We start from the raw sequence: 20642 nt of genomic DNA, 5'->3' as shown, positions 1-20642 counted from the left end.
TAAAATCTCTTTCTATAGAATTAAGCTCAAGATTTTTATAATTACTTTTGTATAAACAGTTTCCTATGTTTTCCGCTATTTCATTATTTATCCTGGGACTTTGCCACTGTAAAGCAAAAATAAATAAGAATATACTATAATGAAACCGATTAATTTAAGAATATTTTTAGGTTTCAACACAATTTTTGACCGTTAGGTACTTTAGGCTCAATTGTAACTAAACATATATCATTATTAGAATCAGGAAATCCTACTAATAAAAACTGAGACAAGAAGCCGGCTATATTCTTTTCTCCTAAATTTACACAGCCGACTATGGATTTGCCTATTAATTCTTGAGAGGTATAATGTTTTGTTATTTGTGCGGATGTTTGCAAAGTTCCAATTTCTGCACCAAAATCTGCCCAAACTTTAAATGCCGGCTTTTTGGCTCTTGGAAACTCTTCTACTTTGGTAATTGTCCCTGAACGTAACTCAACATTCTCAAATTCTTTGTAGGTTATCATTACTGTTTTTCTTTAGTAATTTCATCATATTTTTTGAGCTTTGTAAGGACACGCTCTAAATTATCTAACCTAATCATGCATGGACCATCACTTGGAGCATTATCCGGATCCTGATGTACTTCCATATAAAGACCAGCAACACCTACTGCAACTGCAGCTTTTGCAAGTAATTCTACATATTTACGCTCTCCTCCAGTGCTTCCTCCAAGCCCACCAGGTTGCTGCACGGAGTGAGTAGCATCAAAAATTACAGGAGTATTTAGCTCAGCCATTATTGCAAAACCACGCATATCTGATACTAAATTATTATAACCAAAACATGTACCACGTTCAGTTAACAATATATCTTTTGCTCCAAATGATTCTAACTTCTTGTGTACATTTTTCATATCCCAAGGAGCTAGAAACTGCCCTTTCTTAACATTTACTATTTTTCCGGTTGCAGCTGCAGCCTGAAGTAAATCTGTTTGTCTGCACAAAAACGCTGGGATTTGTAACATGTCAACTATTTTAGCTACCTCAGCACATTGATTTTCACTATGAACATCAGTAACTATAGGGCAGTTAAATGCTCTTTTTACTTCTGCTAAAACTTCCAATCCTTTATCAATTCCAAGACCTCTAGCACCGTTTATAGAAGTTCTATTAGCTTTATCAAAAGAAGACTTATATATAAATGGAATATTAAGTTTAGTAGTTAATTTAACAAGCTCTTCTGCCATAAACAAAGCGTGATCTAGCCCCTCAATTTGACAAGGTCCTGCAATCAGAGTAAAAGGTAGATCATTGCCTATTTTTAAATCTTTTAACTTTATTATTTTTTGCATAATTTTTTATTACAATTTATTTAGCTATAGGCAGACTATTATCTACTTGATTTTCTTCAATTTCATTGATTTTAGATACTAAATCTGGTTTCTTCTGAGAAGAAAGATTAGCAAGTATTATTGCATTTATTAAAAATAATGACGCAAGTATTACAGTGCTTTTAGTAAGAAAATTATTTGCTGTCTTAGCACTTATTACTCCCATATTTCCCCCACCGCTTATACTGCTAATTCCATCTGAACCACTACGTTGCATTAGAATAACTATAATTAATAATATTGCGATAGTAATATGTACAAAAAGAAGTATGTCTAACATAATATAAAATAACCATTAGTATTGTTTTAAGGAATTATATAATAATTTTATCTTATTTGCAATGTAGCTTTAAGTAATAGATCAAATGAACAAAAAATGTACTATTCATTGATATTATTTAAATCATTATTTATAACTGATTTGATTAATTTATTATACTTTTCTTTTATTGCAACTAAATTATAGTCACCATCATAGTACCCCTCTATGCTAATAATTTTTTGTATATAGAAATTTAATTGTTCCACTTCTGATGAAGCAACATTACTAAAATAAGATTTAATTTTTTTTATTTGATTGATAAGCATAGGAATATCATCAGGTTTTATTACAAACAATCCTATAAATAACACTATTAATGTTTGTGTTAGTGACATATTTAAATTAATTTTTTATGCTTATATTTTGGATTTAAAGTATTTTCTCCATTTATTTTTAACATATACTCGTGATAATCCTGATAATTTCCTTCAAACCAAGTGGCATTGCCTTTTATATCATATGCAATAATGTGAGTAGCTATCCTATCTAAAAACCATCTGTCATGACTAATTACTAATACACAACCTGCAAAATCTAAAATTGCATCTTCAAGAGCTCTTAACGTATCAATATCTAAGTCATTAGATGGTTCATCTAATAATATAACATTTGCTCCTTCTTTTAATAACTTCGCTAAATGCACCCTATTACGCTCTCCTCCAGAAAGTTGCCCAACTTTTTTTTGCTGATCACCTCCCCTAAAGTTAAAAGCTGCACAATACGCTCTACTTTTAACTATTCTGCTACCAAGCTGTAATTCATCTAATCCTTCTGCAATTTCTTCCCAAACAGTTTTATTACCATCTAAATGATCACGCGATTGGTCAACATATCCTAATTTTACTGTTGAACCAATTTTAATAGAGCCTTTATCAGGTTTTACTTTACCTGTAATAATATTAAATAATGTAGTTTTCCCTGCACCATTTGGTCCAATTATCCCTACAATCGCTCCACGTGGAACTTTAAAACTAAAATCCGATAAGAGCGTTTTATCATTGTATTTTTTGGCTATATGTTCTGCTTCAATAACTAAATCACCAAGACGTGGACCATTAGGTACAATTATTTGAGTAGGATCACTTTTTTGTTCCTGCTGTTTGTTTAACAACTCTTGATATGCTGTAATACGAGCTTTGCTTTTTGATTGTCTAGCCTTTGGAGCTTGACGAATCCATTCTAATTCACGATTTAATTGTTTTTTTCGCTCATCTTCTTCTTTACTTTCTAGAGCCAATTTTTCTTGTTTTTGTTCCAACCACGAACTATAATTAGACTTCCACGGTACACAATGACCTCTATCTATTTCTAATATCCATTCTGTAACATTATCTAAAAAATAGCGATCATGTGTAATAACTATTACAGTACCTTTATATTTTTTAAGATAGTTCTCAAGCCAAGAAACTGATTCTGCATCTAAATGATTTGTCGGCTCATCAAGTAATAACATATCAGGTTTTTCTAAAAGAAGTTTACACAAAGCAACTCTTCTTTTTTCTCCACCAGAAATTTCATTAATATTTGCCTCTTTTGATGGGCAACGCAATGCTAGCATTGCAATTTCTATTTCTCGCTCTAAATCCCACGCATCACAATTATCTATTTTTTCTTGTAATTCTGCCTGCTTATCAAAAAGTTGATTCATTTCTTCATCAGTGATTTCAGTAGCCAGCTTATTACTTATTTCATTAAATTCATCGATAAGCTTTTTTTTCTCATGCAGGCCTTCCATAATATTATCAAATACATTTTTATTTGGATTAAGATATGGTTCTTGAGGTAAATAGCCTACTTTTATATTTAGTGCTGCCATTGCTTTACCATCAAATTCCTTATCTATACCTGCCATAATTTTTAATAAAGTAGATTTACCTACTCCATTTGGTCCTATTATTCCAATTTTAGCACTTGGTAAAAAAGATAAATTTGTTTCTTTTAAAATTTTCTTACCGTTTATAGTTTTACTTAAACCATTTATTTCATAAATATATTGAGATGACATAAATTATTTATTTCCTTGTATTAACTTAACTCTAACAAAATTTTATCTAATTCTTTTAAATCCTTATAATGGAATATTAACTTTCCTCCTAAAGAATAATTTTCTATTGTCACTTTTATATTAAATTTTTCTGACAAAATTTTTACTAATGCTTGTAAATCATTATCTTCTGTTTTTTCTTTAAAAAGCTGTTTTCCTATTCTATTATTATCAGGATACTTCGTATATTCATTTTGAGACCATTGCCTTACTAACTCTTCTGTTTGACGCACATTCAAATCATTGTCTATAACATAATTTGCTATTACTTCTGCATGCTCATGATTTATTAAGCATCTAGCATGTCCCATACTAAGTATATTTTCATCTAATTTATTTTGAATAGATTGTGGTAAATTATTGAGTCTTAGTAAATTAGCTATATGACTACGGCTTTTACCAAGTCTTTCTGCTAATTTTTCTGCTGTATAATTAAAATTTTCTACTAAATATTTAAAGCCACGAGCTTCTTCCATGACTGTTAAATCCGATCTTTGTATATTCTCAATTAATGCTATTTCCATACTCTCTTTAGCATCTAAATTTTTTATAATTACCGGTATCTCAGAAATCTTTGCTAATTTACATGCACGCCAGCGTCTTTCACCTGCTATAATTTGAAAACTATTATCAATAATAATAGGCTGAAGTAAACCATTATTTAATATAGAATCTGATAATTCTTTTATTTTATCATATTCAAAATGTTTTCTAGGCTGATTTTCATTTGGTTTTATTCTATCAATATTTATAATTTGTACTATTTCTAAACTTTCTTTTTCTGTAGATATAACCTCTTCACCTAATAATGAAGACAAGCCTCTACCTAACCCTTTATTTTTCATTATATCTTCCCAAAATTTCTTTTGTAAGTTCCATATACGCCACTGCTCCTGCACATTTATAATCATATATAATAGCAGGTTTTCCATATGAAGGAGCTTCAGATAATTTAATGTTTCTAGGAATTACAGTTTTAAACACTAATTCTCCTAAACAACTTCTTACATCTTCTTCTACTTGCTCAGTTAAACGATTACGCCTATCATACATTGTAAATAATATACCTGCAATCTTTATCTTAGGGTTTAATCTTTTTTCTACAATTTCAACTGCCTTTAGCAAATGACTTAACCCTTCCAAAGAATAAAAATCACATTGCATTGGAATTAATACCTCATCGCCTGCAACTAAAGCATTTATTGTTAATAAATTTAACGAAGGTGGGCAGTCAATAATTATATAATCATATAATACTTTTATTTCTTCTAATAACTTCATTAAAATATATTCTCGTTCTTCTAATTTTACTAAATCTAGTTCAGCAGCAGATAAATTAGTATTTGAGGTTATTATTTCTAAATTTGGAATATTAGTAGAGATTATTGTATCTTTTAATTTGATTATATTTGTTAATGCTTGATATATAGTATTTTTTCGTTGTTGTTGACTAACGCCAAAACCAGTACTACTATTACCTTGAGGGTCAAGATCTATTACTAAAACTTTTTTATCCATAGCTGCAAGAGCAGTAGCTAAATTTACAGTGGTAGTAGTTTTAGCTACCCCTCCTTTTTGATTAACTACGGAAATTACTTTTACAGTCATATTATTTTTGTTAAGCCGCTAATTTCTAAAATTTTACTTTCTTTTGAAGTTATACTTTGGTTTATTAAACACTTAAATAACCATTTTTTTCTAGCTTCTTTTATTTCAGATAAATAGCTTTTTCCTTTTGGAAGCAAAAATTTATTTTGCACAGAGATATTTTTTGTGCAATCAAATATTGTATTTAAATTAGAAAAAGCTCTACAGGTTAATATATTACAACTTATTTCTGTTTTTTCAATTCTTTGATTAATTATTTGTATATTATTATTTGATATTTTTGCTGCTTTCTCTAAAAAGATGCACTTACGTAAATCAGCTTCTATTAAACTTGTCTTTGCTACTCCAGCGATAGACAATATTATACCTGGAAAACCTGCTCCACTTCCTATATCAACTAAATGTATTTCTTTATCGTTAATATACTGCATTAATTGCAAGGAATCTAATATATGACGTTTCCAAAAATTTTGCGTACTATTTTCTGATATAAGGTTAATAGCTTTATTCCACTTTTGTACTAATTCTTGAAAAATTTGTAATTTTTCAATTACTTCATGTGGAACTTCTATCATTATATTTAGTTTTTAAATAAATTATAATAGCAGTAATTGCAGCAGGAGTAACACCGGAAATTTGTCGTGCCGCAGCAATAGTAATAGGGTTATGATAAGAAAGCTTTTCCTGTATTTCTAATGATATACTTGGTATTGTAAAATAGTCAATATTTTTAGGAATTGGATAAGCTTCCTCGCTTTGGAATAAATTAATGTCAGCATGTTGCCTGGCTAAATACGAAGCATATTTAGCTTCAATATAAAGTAGTTGTAAAATATTATTATCTATATCTTTAAGTACAGGAAAAATTTTAATAGCTTGTTCAACATCAAAATTAGGTATTTTAAATAAATCTAACACTGTTTTATGTGTACCATCCTGTGCAACTTGTATCCCCATTTTAGCGAGTTTACTAGTAGTTAAAGATAAAGTATTTAATAATGATTTTGTACTTTCTATATTTTTACATTTTATTGTAAATATTTCTTTACGCTTTTCAGATATAACACCAATACTTATTCCCATCTCTGTCAAACGTAAATCAGCATTATCTGCTCTTATAGATAATCTATATTCTGAACGTGAAGTAAACATCCGATATGGCTCTAACGTTCCAAACGACGTTAAATCATCTATCATTACTCCAATATAACTATTTGCTCTTGTTAGTACAAAAGGTTGTTGATTTTTTACTGCTAAAGCGGCATTAATACCTGCTACTATACCTTGTCCTGCAGCTTCTTCATATCCTGTAGTACCATTAATTTGACCTGCAAAATACAAACCTGTTATTTTTTTTGTTTCCAGTGTACTACTTATTTCACGTGGATCAATGTAATCATACTCTATAGCATAACCTGGACGTAAAATTATTGCATTCTCTAAGCCTGGGATAGTTTTTATTAATTGATGTTGTACTTCTTCAGGTAAAGAAGTAGAAATTCCGTTTGGATAAATTGTATGGTCATCTAATCCTTCAGGCTCTAAAAAAATACGATGCTCTGATTTTGTACTAAATCTAACTATTTTATCTTCTATGGAAGGACAATAACGTGGACCTATTCCCTCTATTTGACCAGAATACATTGCGGATTTATCAAGATTTGCTCGGATAATATTATGTGTTTCTGGAGTAGTTTTTGTTACAAAGCAATTTATTTGGGGTACATTTACATTATCAGTCAATTCTGAGAAAGGTCTAGGCACTTCATCTCCAGGTTGTGATTCTACTTTACTGTAATCAATAGTACGCCCATCAATTCTTGGAGGGGTTCCTGTTTTTAATCGAGAGAGTTTAAAACCTATTCTTCTTAAGGTATTTGATAATCCATAAGATGGTTCTTCATCTACTCTACCAGCAGGGATTTTTTTTGATCCAATATGAATTAGCCCTGATAAAAATGTACCTGTAGTTAATATAATTTTTTGACACGGTATTTTACTACCATTATTTAAGATGACTGCTTTTATTTCTGAAGATTTAATTTCAATATCTTCTACTTTTGCATATAGTATTTCTAAATTTGGGTAGTTTGTTAGTATTTGATACATTGCTTTTTTATAAAGCTTTCTATCGGCTTGTGCCCTAGGCCCCCAAACTGCTGGTCCTCTAGTTTCATTAAGCATTTTATAATGTATACCAGCTTGGTCTATAACATATCCCATTAATCCATCAAGTGCATCAATTTCCTTAACTAATGTACCTTTTGCAATTCCACCAATTGCAGGATTACAGGACATTTCTCCCAAATTTTCGGGTTTTGGCGTAATTAATAGAGTAGAAACTCCAAGACGTGCAGAGGCAGCAGCAGCTTCAACACCAGCATGCCCACCTCCTATCACTATTACGTCATATTTTTGCATTAATTATTCTATAATTTCAGATTTTTTAAAGAAAAACTTAATTTCTCTTTTTGCACTATTTTCACTATCAGAACCGTGAATACTATTAGCTTCAATTGATTCACCTATATCCTTTCTAATAGTTCCAGCTTCAGCTTCTGCTGGATTAGTTGCTCCCATAACTTTACGGTTTAAAGTTATAGCGTCCATACCTTTAAGAACTTGAAGCACTACGGGACCTGAAGTAATATATTCAACTAAACTATCAAAAAATGGCCTTGCTCTATGTTCATCATAAAAACATTCTGCTTCATATTTAGTTAAAGTTGTCATTTTTTGAGCTACTATTTTTAAGCCCGCATTTTCTAAGTAGGTATTAACTTGCCCTATTTTATTCCTTTTTATAGCATCAGGCTTAATCATTGAAAAAGTATATTGTATTGTCATTTTTAACCTATTTATATAATTATTAAATTTATTTCTTTGCTGAACAATTCCATGTTAAAGCGAATAAGCTACTTCCTAAAAGAGCAGAAATACTAAAAAATATAAACACCCCATCCCATCCATAATTATCACTTATCCATCCAACACCGACTCCTGCAATTGCTGCTCCTAAATAACCAAACAACCCTGATAATCCATTAGCTGTGCCAACAGCTTGACGAGTACTAAAATCAGCCACGGCAATACCTACAAGTAGTTGTGGACCTGAGACAAAAAAACCAACAAGAGAAAGAATTACTATACTTAGCAACTCGCTTTGGATAGGAAGCTTCCAAAATAAGATTAGCAATAAACTAAGTGCTAGTATACATATTGTACTTACAGGACCACGTCTTCCTTGAAATAATTTATCAGATAAAAAGCCTGCTATTAACGCCCCTGGAATACTTATCATTTCATATAAACCTATTTGTAAACCAGCATTTAAGAGACTTATACCTCGTAAATCTTTTAAAAATGTAGGAGCCCAATAAATTACCCCTAAACGTATTATATATACAAACATGTTTGCTAAACAAACATACCATATTAATTTATTGCAAAATACTATTTTAAGTAATTCGGCAGTTGGCAGTTTATCATAATCGCTTATTAATTCAGGAGGGTAATTTTTATATTCTTCAACTGTAGACAAACCTACTTCTTTGGGAGAATTGCGAAGTCTATTATATAAAAAAATTGATACTACACAAGCAACCACGCCAGGTACAAAAAAAGCAGATCTCCAACCGAACTTATCAATCAGGTAACCACAGCTTACCATAGCAAGAGCACCACCTATTTGGTTAGAAGTTGCTCCCATTGCCCATTTAGTTCCTAGCTCTTTAGAAGCAAACCAGTGAGTTAACATTTTTGTAGCAGGAGGCCAGCCCATTGACTGAAACCAATTACTTGCTATCCACAAAATACCAATAAGGAATAAAGAATCTGAAAAGCCTATTAGAATAGTGATAATACCAACGAACAAAAGCCCCAGAACCATAAATATCCGAGCATTAGTCTTATCACTGATAAATCCATTACAAAATTTACTAACTCCATACATTATGGAAGAAGCAGTTAATATCCAACCGATTTGAGTTTTTGTAACATCAAAATATTCTCTAATAGCTGGCGTTGCTATATTAAAATTTTGACGACAAAAATAAAAAGTTGCATAACCTATAATGATAGAATACAAAATCCTTATTCGCCAACTGTTATATTTTTTGACATATGGTGTTCTTGGAATTTTAATTTCAGATTTTGTATTTCTCATATCATAAATCCTATAATTACAAAGAAAATAAGCTCTTAAAAACCTATTTTCTTATATTGATACTATTTTTCAGTATTATTTACTAAAACTTGATATTCTTTATTTAATCCCTTAACGGCATATATCCATAATATTACTATCACAAAAAATATAGAAGCAAAATATGGGGTTGCTTCAACAAACCCCAATGCCGGGAATATAATAAAAAATGTAGATTGAATAATAGCACCACCTGATTTACCAAATCTTCCACCGATAACTTCAACAGCAGCTTGACCTTTTACTCGTAAATCTTTATCAAGTGGAATATAAGCCATATTTTTAGTAGCATCAAATAGAGAATATTTTACACCTTTACTTAAAACATTTTGAATTGTACCGATCATAACCGCAAGTGCTAAAGGACCTGATGCTAAAATACCTGTTAGATACATAGCAATTACACTATCAAAAAAGATAAACGCAAAAAACGCAATACCGGTAATTAGCATCATTAAAGGCGTAATCATCGCAGCAGTTAACCAAGATACTTTCCTCAAAATATTACTTCCTATAATCATAAAAGCTATAGCAACCCAACCTTGATAAGCTTGAAACTGCCCCATATACATAGTATAAGCTTCTTTTGTCGGGTGTAATTCTTTTAACTTTGATTTCCAAACACCTTCAACTAGATTTACAGAAATACCATAAGCAATAAGTAATAATGCGATATAACCTACATATTTAGAAGTAAATATCATTTTAAAGCTTTCTATTAACGACATCTTAGCTTTAGCCTTTTTCCCTTTTACAAGTGCTGGATCATAAAGTTTAGGATCAGTTAAAACATTTTTATTCATCCATCTATATGTAAGTATTACAGCCAAACTACTTATTATCATAATAACAAATAATGGAGTAAACTTTAAATGCTCTGCTACTATTTGAGTTTTTTCATGTAAAAAATACCCAATAATTAGCGATGTTACAGGTAATGCTAAATTAGCAAGTAATCCAAACATTGAATAAAAACGCTTAGCTTCATCGGTTTTAGTAATTTGGTTAGCAAATTGCCAAAATAGTAAGCTTAGCATTAATGTTCCCCAAAGCTCAGCCATAGTATAGAAAGATGCAAAACTCCATTTCCCAACTATTCTTATAAACCATTTAAAATTAGGATATGCTAAACTTAAGGATTCTATAGTTTCAGGATTAGGGTGAACTAAATCAGGGTTAGGATAAAGAACAAATGCAAATAATGCAAAATATGCTAGGAAAAAAGAAGTAATTACATAAAATACGTTTTCTTGCTTTAAAATATCACATAGCTTAACGTAAACTATCATAGCAATTACCGCAGAAGGAAGTACTATATAAGTTTTTAAGAAGCTTATTGCTTCAGCTCCTATATCAGTTACTACAAAACCGTCTTTAATTGAACGAAGTGTTGAGTAATTTAGTAAAATACAAAACATCATAAATGCCATTGGCAAAAACTTTTTGTTCTCATACCTCTCAATAGGCCAAATTACTTTTCTTAGTTCCGAGATATAATTATCGCTTTTCGTAGTACTCATAAATTAAATTTTTCTATTTGTTTCAAAGATAAGTATTATACTAAAATATGTTAGAAAAGTCAAATATGATGATTATTTATAATAGGCTGCAATCAATATTACCCAAGAATTTTTATAAATTATTTCTTTAACCTCAAATCCTATTTTTTCATAAGCATCTCTAACATCTTCCAATTGATTATCAAGAAAACCTGACAATACTAAATAACCATTTTTATTCATAAGATTGCTAATCTGGGTAGATAACTCAATTAAAGGTAAAATATTACTTATGACTAAGTCAAACTTACTATTATAATAGTTACCCAATAAAATATTTTCAGAGGTATTTTGATAGAATTTTATATTAGAATTGTTAAAGCTAGCATTTTCTTTTGCAATTTCTACCGATGCATCATCAATATCACAGGCTAAAATCTCTGCCTCATTCCATAATTTTTCAGCTATAAATGAAAGAATCCCACTGCCAGTACCTATATCTAAAATTTTATTTGCTTTAATATCTTTAAGATATTCTAAAGCCTCTATACATCCTAATGTAGTCTCATGATTACCAGTACCAAAAGCTCTAGAAGCTTCAATTAATATAAGTGTTTTATCTTTGGGACATTTATCTTGATGTAATGTTGTGCAAATAAAGAAACGATTTGTTTGAATTGGTGCTAACTGGTTTTGATAAAGTGCTACCCAATCTTTATCTTCTATCTCTTCACTAATTATGTCACTAGTGATTTCTATATTGTTTAGTTTTGCTATTAACCCACCAATTAAATACCTGACATAATAGTTGCAAATACTAAAATATAATGTTAGAATGAAATAATGCTAAAAAAAGAAGATTTTAGGACATTATCAACGAGTGCACAAGCAGCTTTAAGAAAAGTTGCATTAAGAGCAATTGATAAAGGAGAAAAACAATCAGATGTATCAAATCTTATAGGAGTAACACGTCAGACTATTAGTAACTGGGTTAACAAAAGAAGAAGAGGTGATAAATATGCAATAACTGGCAAGTCTAGAGGAAGAAAGACAGGAGAGAAAAGAATAATAAATGAAATGCTGGGTAAAAAAATACAAGATTATATAAATCACTCTAGACCAGAAGATCACAATATCAAATCTGCACTATGGTCAAGAAAAGCTATTAATGCCCTGATTAAAAAATGCTGTGGTTTCTTTTTGCCATTAAGTACGATTGGAGAATATTTAAGAAGATGGGGATATACTGCACAAAAACCAAAGAAATTAGCTTATGAGCAACAGCCAAAACAAGTTCAAGTATGGCTAGATGAAGAATATCCCGCAATAGTAAAACAAGCACAAATGGAACAAGCTGAAATACACTGGTGTGATGAAGTGGGTATAAAATCAGAATGTCAGGTGTTACAGAGCTATTCTTTAAAAGGCAAAACACCCGTAGTTATTCATAAATCAAAACGATTTACTATAAATATGATATCAACTGTTACGAACAATGGTAAACTAAGGTTCATGTTATATGAAGATACACTAAAAACAGATATATTTATAGAATTTCTAAGAAGATTAGTGAAATCTGCAAGAAGGAAGATCTTTTTAATATTAGACAATTTAAAAGTACATCATAGTAAAAAAGTATACAGCTGGACAAATAAGCATAAAGATAAAATTTCTTTGTTTTTTTTGCCTCCTTATACTCCACAACATAATCCAGATGAATACTTAAATAATGACTTAAAAAGAAATGTAAATAGAAAACATATACCTCTTACAAAAGATGAGTTAAAATACAATCTTAAATCTTATTTACGTTGCTTACAGAACAATCCTAAACATATACAAAAATTGTTCCAAGCCGATGATGTTAAATATGCCTCTTAAGTCAGGTATTTAATTGGTGGGTTAATAGCTTGAACCAGTAGATGATTTGTAGCCGTTCGGACTGCTGCCAGTGCTACTTACTCCACCATTTGAACCAGCTGATGAGTTATAGTTGTAGTTGCCTGAGCTATTGCCTGTGTTACCACCATACGCATTATTACCTGTAGCACCTATATTACCACCAGATGCAGGGTTATAGTTGCTTGAGCTGTTACCTGTATTGCCACCTGTCCCTACTGATGGGTTATAGTTACTTGGGCTGTTACCTGTATTTCCTCCAGTTCCTACTGATGGATTGTAATTACTTGGGCTGTTACCTGTATTTCCACCTGTCCCTACTGATGGGTTATAGTTACTTGGACTGTTGCCGGTATTTCCTCCAGTTCCTACTGATGGGTTGTAATTACTTGGGCTGTTACCTGTATTTCCTCCACTTCCTACTGATGGATTGTAGTTGCTTGGGCTATTACCCGCACTTCCTCCAGTCCCAACTGATGGGTTATAGTTACTTGGACTGTTGCCGGTACTTCCTCCAGTTCCTACTGATGGGTTATAATTGCTTGGGCTATTACCTGTATTGCCCCCTGTTCCAACGGATGGATTGTAATTGCTTGGGCTATTACCAGTATTTCCTCCAGTTCCTACTGATCTGTCAACACTTTTCCGGACAGTTGTTTAAGCACATTTTTGTATTTTTTCATATTTTACTGGTGATAAATAATCGTTAGCAGAATGCATTCTTATACGATTATAAAATACCTCTATATATTCGAATATGGCATGTTTTGCTTCCTCCCTAGTTTTAAATTTATGTTGATACACTAATTCTGTTTTTATAGTATGAAAGAAACTTTCAGCAACAGCATTATCCCAACAATTGCCTTTACGACTCATACTCTGTTTAATACCATGTTGTTTTATAATTTTTAAATGACTATCAGTATAATGGACTGAAAAAAATGGACAAAAAAAGAGTCGGGATATCTTGGTAATAAGTTAGCATGAAGAAAATAACTTAAGAGGTAAAAATGACAAGAAAACAGGTTCGGAATTTCAGTACTGAAGAGAAGACAAAGATAGTGCTAGAATTATTAAAAGAGGATGTAACAATATCACAGTTATCATCTAAATATGAGGTTAGCAGCAATAGCATATCTCATTGGAAGAAGCAATTTTTATCAAATGCAGCGATAGCATTTGAGCCGGCCAAGGTAGTTAGTGAATATCAAGAGCAAATTAATAGACTTAAGGAGCAGAATGATGAACTAGCGAAGGCTTTGGGTAGGACTACAATTGAGAGGGATTGGGCAGTGGGAAAGCTAAGAAGCTTGGATTTATTAAATAGAAAGAGTCTTGTGCAGTCCAAGCTAGAACAATTACCAAAGACAAGACAATGTGAATTATTAGGGGTTAACCGTTCTTCAACATATTATAAAGTACAAGAGGTTAGTAGCTATAAATTAAATATATTAAATAGAATAGATGAGCTATTAACCCACCAATTAAATACCTGACTTAAGAGGCATATTTAACATCATCGGCTTGGAACAATTTTTGTATATGTTTAGGATTGTTCTGTAAGCAACGTAAATAAGATTTAAGATTGTATTTTAACTCATCTTTTGTAAGAGGTATATGTTTTCTATTTACATTTCTTTTTAAGTCATTATTTAAGTATTCATCTGGATTATGTTGTGGAGTATAAGGAGGCAAAAAAAACAAAGAAATTTTATCTTTATGCTTATTTGTCCAGCTGTATACTTTTTTACTATGATGTACTTTTAAATTGTCTAATATTAAAAAGATCTTCCTTCTTGCAGATTTCACTAATCTTCTTAGAAATTCTATAAATATATCTGTTTTTAGTGTATCTTCATATAACATGAACCTTAGTTTACCATTGTTCGTAACAGTTGATATCATATTTATAGTAAATCGTTTTGATTTATGAATAACTACGGGTGTTTTGCCTTTTAAAGAATAGCTCTGTAACACCTGACATTCTGATTTTATACCCACTTCATCACACCAGTGTATTTCAGCTTGTTCCATTTGTGCTTGTTTTACTATTGCGGGATATTCTTCATCTAGCCATACTTGAACTTGTTTTGGCTGTTGCTCATAAGCTAATTTCTTTGGTTTTTGTGCAGTATATCCCCATCTTCTTAAATATTCTCCAATCGTACTTAATGGCAAAAAGAAACCACAGCATTTTTTAATCAGGGCATTAATAGCTTTTCTTGACCATAGTGCAGATTTGATATTGTGATCTTCTGGTCTAGTATAATGGTACCCAAAAACTGGACTACTAAAATGCTAGAATGAGATATAATTTTCAGATACAAAAGAGAAATTATATGTCCAAAAAAGCAAAACAATATAGTGCAGCAGAAAAAACAAAGATAGTTTTAGAAACAATAAAAGCTGAAATGACAATAGCTCAAATTAGTAGCAAATATGGAGTTCATCCGACACAAATACAAGCATGGAAGAAAAGAGGTATAGAAAATTTAATTAGTAGTTTTCAAATTAAGCCACAATCTAAGGATCCAGATCATCAGGATTTAATAAAACAATTGTATGAACAAATAGGCCAGTTAACTGTTGAACGTGACTGGTTGAAAAAAAAATCTACATTGTTTGGACTTGGCAATTAGAAAAAATATGGTAGATAAAGAGTGTAGTAATCTAAGTATCGCTAGGCAATGTACTCTACTGTTTATTAACAAATCTAGCTATTATTACAAGCCACAAGGCTTAACCCAAAAAGACTTAAAAATAATGCAAGTGATTGATGAAATATACACACAGCATCCTTACTTTGGAGCAAGAAGAATGTCTGAGCACCTTGTACCATTGGGCATCACAATTGGTCGCAAGGCAGTAAGTCGTTATTATAGAATAATGGCTATTGAAGCTATCTATCCTAAAATGAACTTAAGTAAGCGCAATCAAGCTCATAAAATATATCCATATCTTTTAAAAGGAGTTGAAATTATTAAAGTAAATCAGGTATGGAGTACAGATATCACTTATATTAGAATGGCACAAGGATTTGTATATTTGGTAGCAATTATTGATTGGTTTAGTCGTTATATTGTGAGCTGGAAGGTGTCTATTAGTTTAGAAAGTGACTTTTGTATTGATGCACTTGAAGAAGCAATAATAAAATATGGTCAGCCTGAAATCTTTAATACAGATCAAGGTTCTCAATTTACATCAAAAGATTTTACAGATAAACTAATTAAACGTGAAATCAAAATCAGTATGGATGGTAAAGGCAGAGCCCTAGATAATGTATTTATAGAAAGATTTTGGCGTTCATTAAAACAAGAAAAAATATATTTGATGGTTTTAAATACTGTCAAGGAGGCAAAAAATGCTATAACTGATTACATAAATTTTTATAATAGAAAAAGAATGCACCAGTCATTAGAATATCTCACTCCAGAACAGGTGTATTCTACAAAAATTATTGAGTAAAATTATAATACAATTTATATCTCATAAATCTTAATTTTTAGTCTAGACAAATTGGGCCACCTCATAGAGTGATTTATATAATCTTGTATTTTTTTACCCAGCATTTCATTTATTATTCTTTTCTCTCCTGTCTTTCTTCCTCTAGACTTGCCAGTTATTGCATATTTATCACCTCTTCTTCTTTTGTTAACCCAGTTACTAATAGTCTGACGTGTTACTCCTATAAGATTTGATACATCTGATTGTTTTTCTCCTTTATCAATTGCTCTTAATGCAACTTTTCTTAAAGCTGCTTGTGCACTCGTTGATAATGTCCTAAAATCTTCTTTTTTTAGCATTATTTCATTCTAACATTATATTTTAGTATTTGCAACTATTATGTCAGGTATTTAATTGGTGGGTTAATATATACAGATAATCCCGAATTTGGATATCGTTATATATATCAGCAATTATTAGAAGATGGATTTAAGATAGGTCGAGACCGAGTACTAAAATATATGAGATTAATTGGCATTGAAGCGATATACCCTCATAAAAAGAAACTGACTACTATCAAAGATAGTGAGCATAAAATATATAGCTATCTACTTGATAAATACTGGATCAAAACAGATAAGCCTAAGAAAGTAGTGGTGCCTACTGTCAATGAGGTTTGGAGCGGGGATATTACATATATTCGAACTAAAGGCGGCTTTATGTATCTAGCAGCTATTATAGATTGGCATAGCAAAGCCATATTAAGCTATAAACTGTCGAATAGTATGGATGGTCTATTAGTTACTGATGTATTGAAGGAAGCATTAAGTAAGTATCAAGCTCCACAGATCTTTAACAGTGATCAGGGTAGTCAATATACCAGCAATGATCATATACGTATTCTCAAAAATCATAATATTCAGATATCAATGAATGGTAAGGGCAGAAGTATTGATAATATTGTTATTGAGCGTTTCTTTAGGACACTGAAATATAATTGTATATTTATTAATGAATATCAGAATATAGGAGAGAATATAGGAGAGCTTAAGAAGGGCATCAATGATTATATCAGTAAATATAATTATTAGAGATTTCATTCAAGTATTGGGTATAAAAAACCCATGAATGTCTATCTCGATAGTATACAACATCATACACAAATGGCAGCTTAATTTTAAACATAATTACCAAGCAAATTGCTCGAAATTTTATCTTGATTTTTCAGTCCATTATAGTCTAAAATACCGCCACCTGTTCCTGTAGTGCCATCTAAATTACCTCCAAAAGTTATAGCTTGTGCTTGTCCTGGTAGTATGTTTAATGTTGAACCCCGTTGAAACTAATAGATCCACCTACAGCAAGTAAACTTAATGCTGGTTGGTTAACTACTATATTAAGAGCATTCGGTGTGCCTAGCTGACCTATGTTAATTGTTTTTATCTCTCCAATAGATGCGTCAGTAGATGTTAAATTAGTATAAACATTTAATGTTCCAGTCTGACCATTTGTAACTGCACTATTAAATGAATAGCCGTCTGGATCTGTTCCTGAGAACTGTAAAATACCACCATTAGTACCGAAATTAAGACTACCAGTAAGCGATCCTTTTAAATCAGCTGTTCCCCCGTTAGTAAAGCTAAGAGAGGTTACTGATATATCATCGCCAAAAGTTACTTTTTGATTTGTTGCCCCCTCTATAACTATTGTCGAGATATTATTTATAGCACCTGTAACAGTGGCATTAGCTGTAAATCCTACATTACCTGCAGTAGTTGTTGTACTACTTGTAACGCTTGTTAAGCTACCATTATCAGCAACAGTAACTGTACTATTATTACCCGCAAAATCGATTGGTCCACCAACAGTAGTAGTATCAAGAGCTCCTCCTGCAGCTGTAAACGTGACACTACTACCAACATTACCGGCAACATGTCCTGCACCTAAAGATAAAGTACCGCCAGTATTACCAGTCATTTGTCCTGTAGTTACAGTTGTATTACCAGTTACATCACCTGTAAGCTCACCAGTGTCATTGTCAAATAAAAAGGGACCACTAAATTACGTAAAAAAGGGACCACTTTATTTAAAATTTTTTATGTCATATTACCTCCAGATTTATAGTTATTAATACGATAACTTTTACCTGTGATGTTTAGTATATGTGCATGATGTACTACTCGATCAATAATTGCATGAGTTAATAACTCATCAGCAAATATTTCATTCCATCTTTCAAAATCCTTGTTTGTGGTGATAATGGTAGATTTATTTTCATATCGTTTAGCAATAATATTAAAAAAATCATCTACTGAATGTTTTGGTAATTGCTTAAAACCTAACTCATCAAGAATTAATAAGTCAAATGATAAGAGTAATTTAACTTTTTTGTGATAGCTATTATCTGCTCTTGCAATATGTAAATTATAAAGCATATCCGATACCGTAGTAAAATATACAGAGTATTCTCGTGTTAAAGCTTTTAATGCTAATCCAATAGCAAGATGAGTTTTGCCAGTTCCAGAATTACCTATGAATATGACATTGCCCTTAGTATTAATATAATCACAAGTAGATAAATCACTTATTACTTTGGTATCAATACTTGGTTGGAACTGAAAATCAAAGTCTTCTAAATTTTTAGTTACCGGTAATTTAGCAGCATTTTTACGACGACGGTAATTATTATACTTACGGTGAGATTTTTCATCTTCACATAATAGTGAGAGAAATTCTTTAAATCCTAGTTTATTATTTTGAGCATAAATAATCCTTTCATTTAAGCTATTGACTATACCTGATAATCTAAAACTACGTAGGTCATTAAGCAAGTTCTGCATTCTGACCTCCAAACTCTGGCAATGGTAAGTTTACTGCATTACTATTTAAGATATTCTTAATTTTAGAGTAAGAACTTATACCGTAATGTAATGCTCTATGACAGGCTTTATCTATTAACTCATCATTGTAAACCTTACGTAAAGAAATAATACCTCTGGCACAACGTTGCCAATCATTTACTCGTGTTTGTTGTAATAACTCTAATAATAAACTGCAATTATTGCCTATCTGCTGCATTTGTTGTTGATAATGTTCGCTATATTCTATAAAACCTGGGCATAGACGTTTATATTTGGCATAATGAGACGGATTAGTGGTAAATATTCCTTTGCCATCTACTCTAACGTGCCTTGCTATTAAATCATTTTGTATAGAAAATATTTGAACAAGGTTTGGTGATAATTGTACCAATACTTCACTGTATATATATTTTGCTGGTACGGAATAATAATTATTATCTATGGTGATATGACAATCTTTTGCTACTTTTCGATTATGCCACGATGATAAATCAAACGTTTCTAATGGTAAGGGCATTAAATTATTACTTTCTTCTTGCTCAAATAGTTCCTGAGGAATTTTTTTAGTAGTACCATGTATTCGGTTATTTGCTTTATTTAACCAGTTTGCAAGATCGTGTATTAATTCTTCATATCTATGAAATTTACGTCCAGCAAAAAAATTATTTTTGACATACTTTATGCCTGATTCTACTTTGCCTTTTTCTTGAGGTTGATATATACGACAAGGAGAAAGTAAAATCCCATAATGATCAGCTAAACGTTTGTATTCCTTCTGATATACAGGCTCATAGAAATTGCTATCTACCACCCCAGCTTTAAGATTATCAAGTTTTATTACTTTTGGACTACCAGCAAAATAATTAAATGCATTGATATGACATTGTATCCATGTTTTACAACTTTGATCAAACACTACTTCATAATAATCAAGGCGACTATAGCTTAAACGCATATTAAACACATATGCTTTAACTCTACGCCCTTGGGCATTATACTGTAAGCCTATGTCACCAAAATCTACTTGTGCTTCCTCTCCTGCTAAAGTATGAAAACGAATGCAACTGTTATTCTGAATCTTATATTTTTTGATATAACGGGTTAGCGAACCATAACTTTTTGTATAACCTTGAATTTTTAACTCTTCAAAAATTCTTATGTAACTTAGATTCTTTTCTAATAACTCAATTATTTGTTCGTGCCAAGAATCCAGTGCTGAAGATCGTTCATAGGGTGCAGGATATTCTGTACCAGACTCTACGTAACGATTTATTATTTTTCTTACTGTTTTACGGTCTATCCTTGTTAGTTTGGCAATATTTCTTTGACTGTTGCCTTGCTTATTGTCATTGTCAAATAAAAAGGGACCACTAAATTACGTAAAAAAGG

Annotated in this window: 22 protein-coding genes and 2 pseudogenes; 5 read left to right on the top strand and 19 right to left on the bottom strand. The window is 31.3% G+C overall.

Going from position 1 to position 20642, the window contains the following annotated elements; all coding sequences use genetic code 11:
- Positions 1-173: 173 nt before the first annotated feature.
- The 13 genes from AAGD54_RS08170 to AAGD54_RS08110 all read right to left on the bottom strand — a co-directional run bounded on the left by AAGD54_RS08170 (position 174) and on the right by AAGD54_RS08110 (position 11775).
- Positions 174-506, bottom strand: a complete 333-nt coding sequence (locus AAGD54_RS08170; RefSeq protein WP_341788522.1) for a tRNA-binding protein — start codon at positions 504-506, stop codon at positions 174-176.
- Complete coding sequence (kdsA, locus tag AAGD54_RS08165) at positions 506-1333, bottom strand: 3-deoxy-8-phosphooctulonate synthase (protein WP_341788523.1); 828 nt, start codon at positions 1331-1333, stop codon at positions 506-508. Before kdsA ends, AAGD54_RS08170 begins: the two co-directional genes overlap by 1 nt.
- A 16-nt stretch (positions 1334-1349) precedes the next feature.
- Positions 1350-1652: a preprotein translocase subunit SecG gene (gene secG / locus AAGD54_RS08160; RefSeq protein ID WP_011477996.1), complete on the bottom strand. Its 303-nt coding sequence runs from the start codon at positions 1650-1652 to the stop codon at positions 1350-1352.
- Between the two features lie 101 nt (positions 1653-1753).
- Complete coding sequence (locus AAGD54_RS08155; RefSeq protein WP_341794557.1) at positions 1754-2029, bottom strand: DUF2672 domain-containing protein; 276 nt, start codon at positions 2027-2029, stop codon at positions 1754-1756.
- Positions 2030-2031: 2 nt separating this feature from the next.
- The gene (gene ettA / locus AAGD54_RS08150) at positions 2032-3699 is read right to left on the bottom strand and encodes an energy-dependent translational throttle protein EttA (RefSeq protein ID WP_341794556.1); all 1668 of its coding nucleotides are present in this window, start codon (positions 3697-3699) and stop codon (positions 2032-2034) included.
- 20 nt (positions 3700-3719) lie between these two features.
- Positions 3720-4586 carry a ParB/RepB/Spo0J family partition protein gene (locus tag AAGD54_RS08145; RefSeq protein ID WP_341789244.1) on the bottom strand — a complete coding sequence of 289 codons (867 nt, stop codon included), beginning with the start codon at positions 4584-4586 and terminating at the stop codon, positions 3720-3722.
- Positions 4573-5346 (bottom strand): ParA family protein, encoded by a 774-nt coding sequence (locus AAGD54_RS08140; protein ID WP_341788526.1) that lies wholly within the window; start codon positions 5344-5346, stop codon positions 4573-4575. The genes AAGD54_RS08145 and AAGD54_RS08140 overlap by 14 nt, the downstream gene beginning before the upstream one ends.
- Positions 5343-5921, bottom strand: coding sequence for a 16S rRNA (guanine(527)-N(7))-methyltransferase RsmG (gene rsmG / locus AAGD54_RS08135; RefSeq protein WP_341788527.1), 579 nt, complete (start codon positions 5919-5921; stop codon positions 5343-5345). The genes AAGD54_RS08140 and rsmG overlap by 4 nt, the downstream gene beginning before the upstream one ends.
- A complete protein-coding gene (gene mnmG / locus AAGD54_RS08130) occupies positions 5902-7767 on the bottom strand; it encodes a tRNA uridine-5-carboxymethylaminomethyl(34) synthesis enzyme MnmG (RefSeq protein WP_341794555.1) in 1866 nt (621 codons plus the stop codon). The genes rsmG and mnmG overlap by 20 nt, the downstream gene beginning before the upstream one ends.
- Positions 7768-7770: 3 nt before the next feature.
- Entirely contained in the window at positions 7771-8193 is a 423-nt protein-coding gene (ndk, locus tag AAGD54_RS08125; RefSeq protein WP_341788529.1) for a nucleoside-diphosphate kinase, read from the bottom strand.
- Between the two features lie 28 nt (positions 8194-8221).
- Positions 8222-9511, bottom strand: coding sequence for an MFS transporter (locus AAGD54_RS08120; RefSeq protein WP_341794554.1), 1290 nt, complete (start codon positions 9509-9511; stop codon positions 8222-8224).
- A gap of 62 nt (positions 9512-9573) precedes the next feature.
- A complete protein-coding gene (gene tlc1 / locus AAGD54_RS08115) occupies positions 9574-11070 on the bottom strand; it encodes an ATP/ADP exchange transporter Tlc1 (protein WP_341788531.1) in 1497 nt (498 codons plus the stop codon).
- 72 nt (positions 11071-11142) lie between these two features.
- The gene (locus AAGD54_RS08110; protein ID WP_341795209.1) at positions 11143-11775 is read right to left on the bottom strand and encodes a 50S ribosomal protein L11 methyltransferase; all 633 of its coding nucleotides are present in this window, start codon (positions 11773-11775) and stop codon (positions 11143-11145) included.
- Between the two features lie 117 nt (positions 11776-11892).
- Here AAGD54_RS08110 and AAGD54_RS08105 point away from each other — a divergent pair, with 117 nt between their 5' ends.
- Positions 11893-12930 carry an IS630 family transposase gene (locus AAGD54_RS08105; protein ID WP_341794233.1) on the top strand — a complete coding sequence of 346 codons (1038 nt, stop codon included), beginning with the start codon at positions 11893-11895 and terminating at the stop codon, positions 12928-12930.
- Positions 12931-13605: 675 nt separating this feature from the next.
- Here the strand turns inward: AAGD54_RS08105 and AAGD54_RS08100 are convergent.
- A pseudogene (locus tag AAGD54_RS08100) lies at positions 13606-13839 on the bottom strand (IS3 family transposase); the annotation flags it as partial.
- Between the two features lie 119 nt (positions 13840-13958).
- Here AAGD54_RS08100 and AAGD54_RS08095 point away from each other — a divergent pair.
- Positions 13959-14444 (top strand): transposase, encoded by a 486-nt coding sequence (locus AAGD54_RS08095; RefSeq protein WP_341794553.1) that lies wholly within the window; start codon positions 13959-13961, stop codon positions 14442-14444.
- Position 14445: 1 nt separating this feature from the next.
- On the opposite strand, the gene AAGD54_RS08090 is transcribed toward AAGD54_RS08095, so the two are convergent.
- Positions 14446-15150, bottom strand: a complete 705-nt coding sequence (locus AAGD54_RS08090; protein WP_341795208.1) for an IS630 family transposase — start codon at positions 15148-15150, stop codon at positions 14446-14448.
- A gap of 137 nt (positions 15151-15287) precedes the next feature.
- On the opposite strand from AAGD54_RS08090, the gene AAGD54_RS08085 reads away from it, so the two are divergent.
- On the top strand, positions 15288-15587 hold the full coding sequence (locus AAGD54_RS08085; RefSeq protein ID WP_341794552.1) for a transposase: 300 nt from the start codon (positions 15288-15290) through the stop codon (positions 15585-15587).
- A gap of 7 nt (positions 15588-15594) precedes the next feature.
- Positions 15595-16413, top strand: a complete 819-nt coding sequence (locus AAGD54_RS08080; RefSeq protein ID WP_341794310.1) for an IS3 family transposase — start codon at positions 15595-15597, stop codon at positions 16411-16413.
- A 14-nt stretch (positions 16414-16427) separates the two neighbouring features.
- Here AAGD54_RS08080 and AAGD54_RS08075 read toward each other — a convergent pair whose 3' ends face one another.
- A complete protein-coding gene (locus AAGD54_RS08075) occupies positions 16428-16751 on the bottom strand; it encodes a helix-turn-helix domain-containing protein (RefSeq protein WP_341794551.1) in 324 nt (107 codons plus the stop codon).
- A gap of 66 nt (positions 16752-16817) precedes the next feature.
- Here AAGD54_RS08075 and AAGD54_RS08070 point away from each other — a divergent pair.
- Positions 16818-17567: pseudogene (locus AAGD54_RS08070) on the top strand (IS3 family transposase); the annotation flags it as partial.
- Between the two features lie 145 nt (positions 17568-17712).
- Here the strand turns inward: AAGD54_RS08070 and AAGD54_RS08065 are convergent.
- The 3 genes from AAGD54_RS08065 to istA all read right to left on the bottom strand — a co-directional run bounded on the left by AAGD54_RS08065 (position 17713) and on the right by istA (position 20553).
- On the bottom strand, positions 17713-18369 hold the full coding sequence (locus AAGD54_RS08065; protein ID WP_341794550.1) for a hypothetical protein: 657 nt from the start codon (positions 18367-18369) through the stop codon (positions 17713-17715).
- 119 nt (positions 18370-18488) lie between these two features.
- Positions 18489-19232, bottom strand: a complete 744-nt coding sequence (istB, locus tag AAGD54_RS08060; protein ID WP_341794375.1) for an IS21-like element helper ATPase IstB — start codon at positions 19230-19232, stop codon at positions 18489-18491.
- Positions 19216-20553: an IS21 family transposase gene (gene istA / locus AAGD54_RS08055; RefSeq protein WP_341795207.1), complete on the bottom strand. Its 1338-nt coding sequence runs from the start codon at positions 20551-20553 to the stop codon at positions 19216-19218. Before istA ends, istB begins: the two co-directional genes overlap by 17 nt.
- Between the last annotated feature and the right edge of the window lie 89 nt (positions 20554-20642).

It is taken from the genome of Rickettsia endosymbiont of Rhinocyllus conicus (genome assembly GCF_964026465.1).
In the GTDB taxonomy this organism is placed as follows: Bacteria; Pseudomonadota; Alphaproteobacteria; order Rickettsiales; family Rickettsiaceae; genus Rickettsia.
This window is presented reverse-complemented; position numbering and strand designations above follow the sequence as displayed.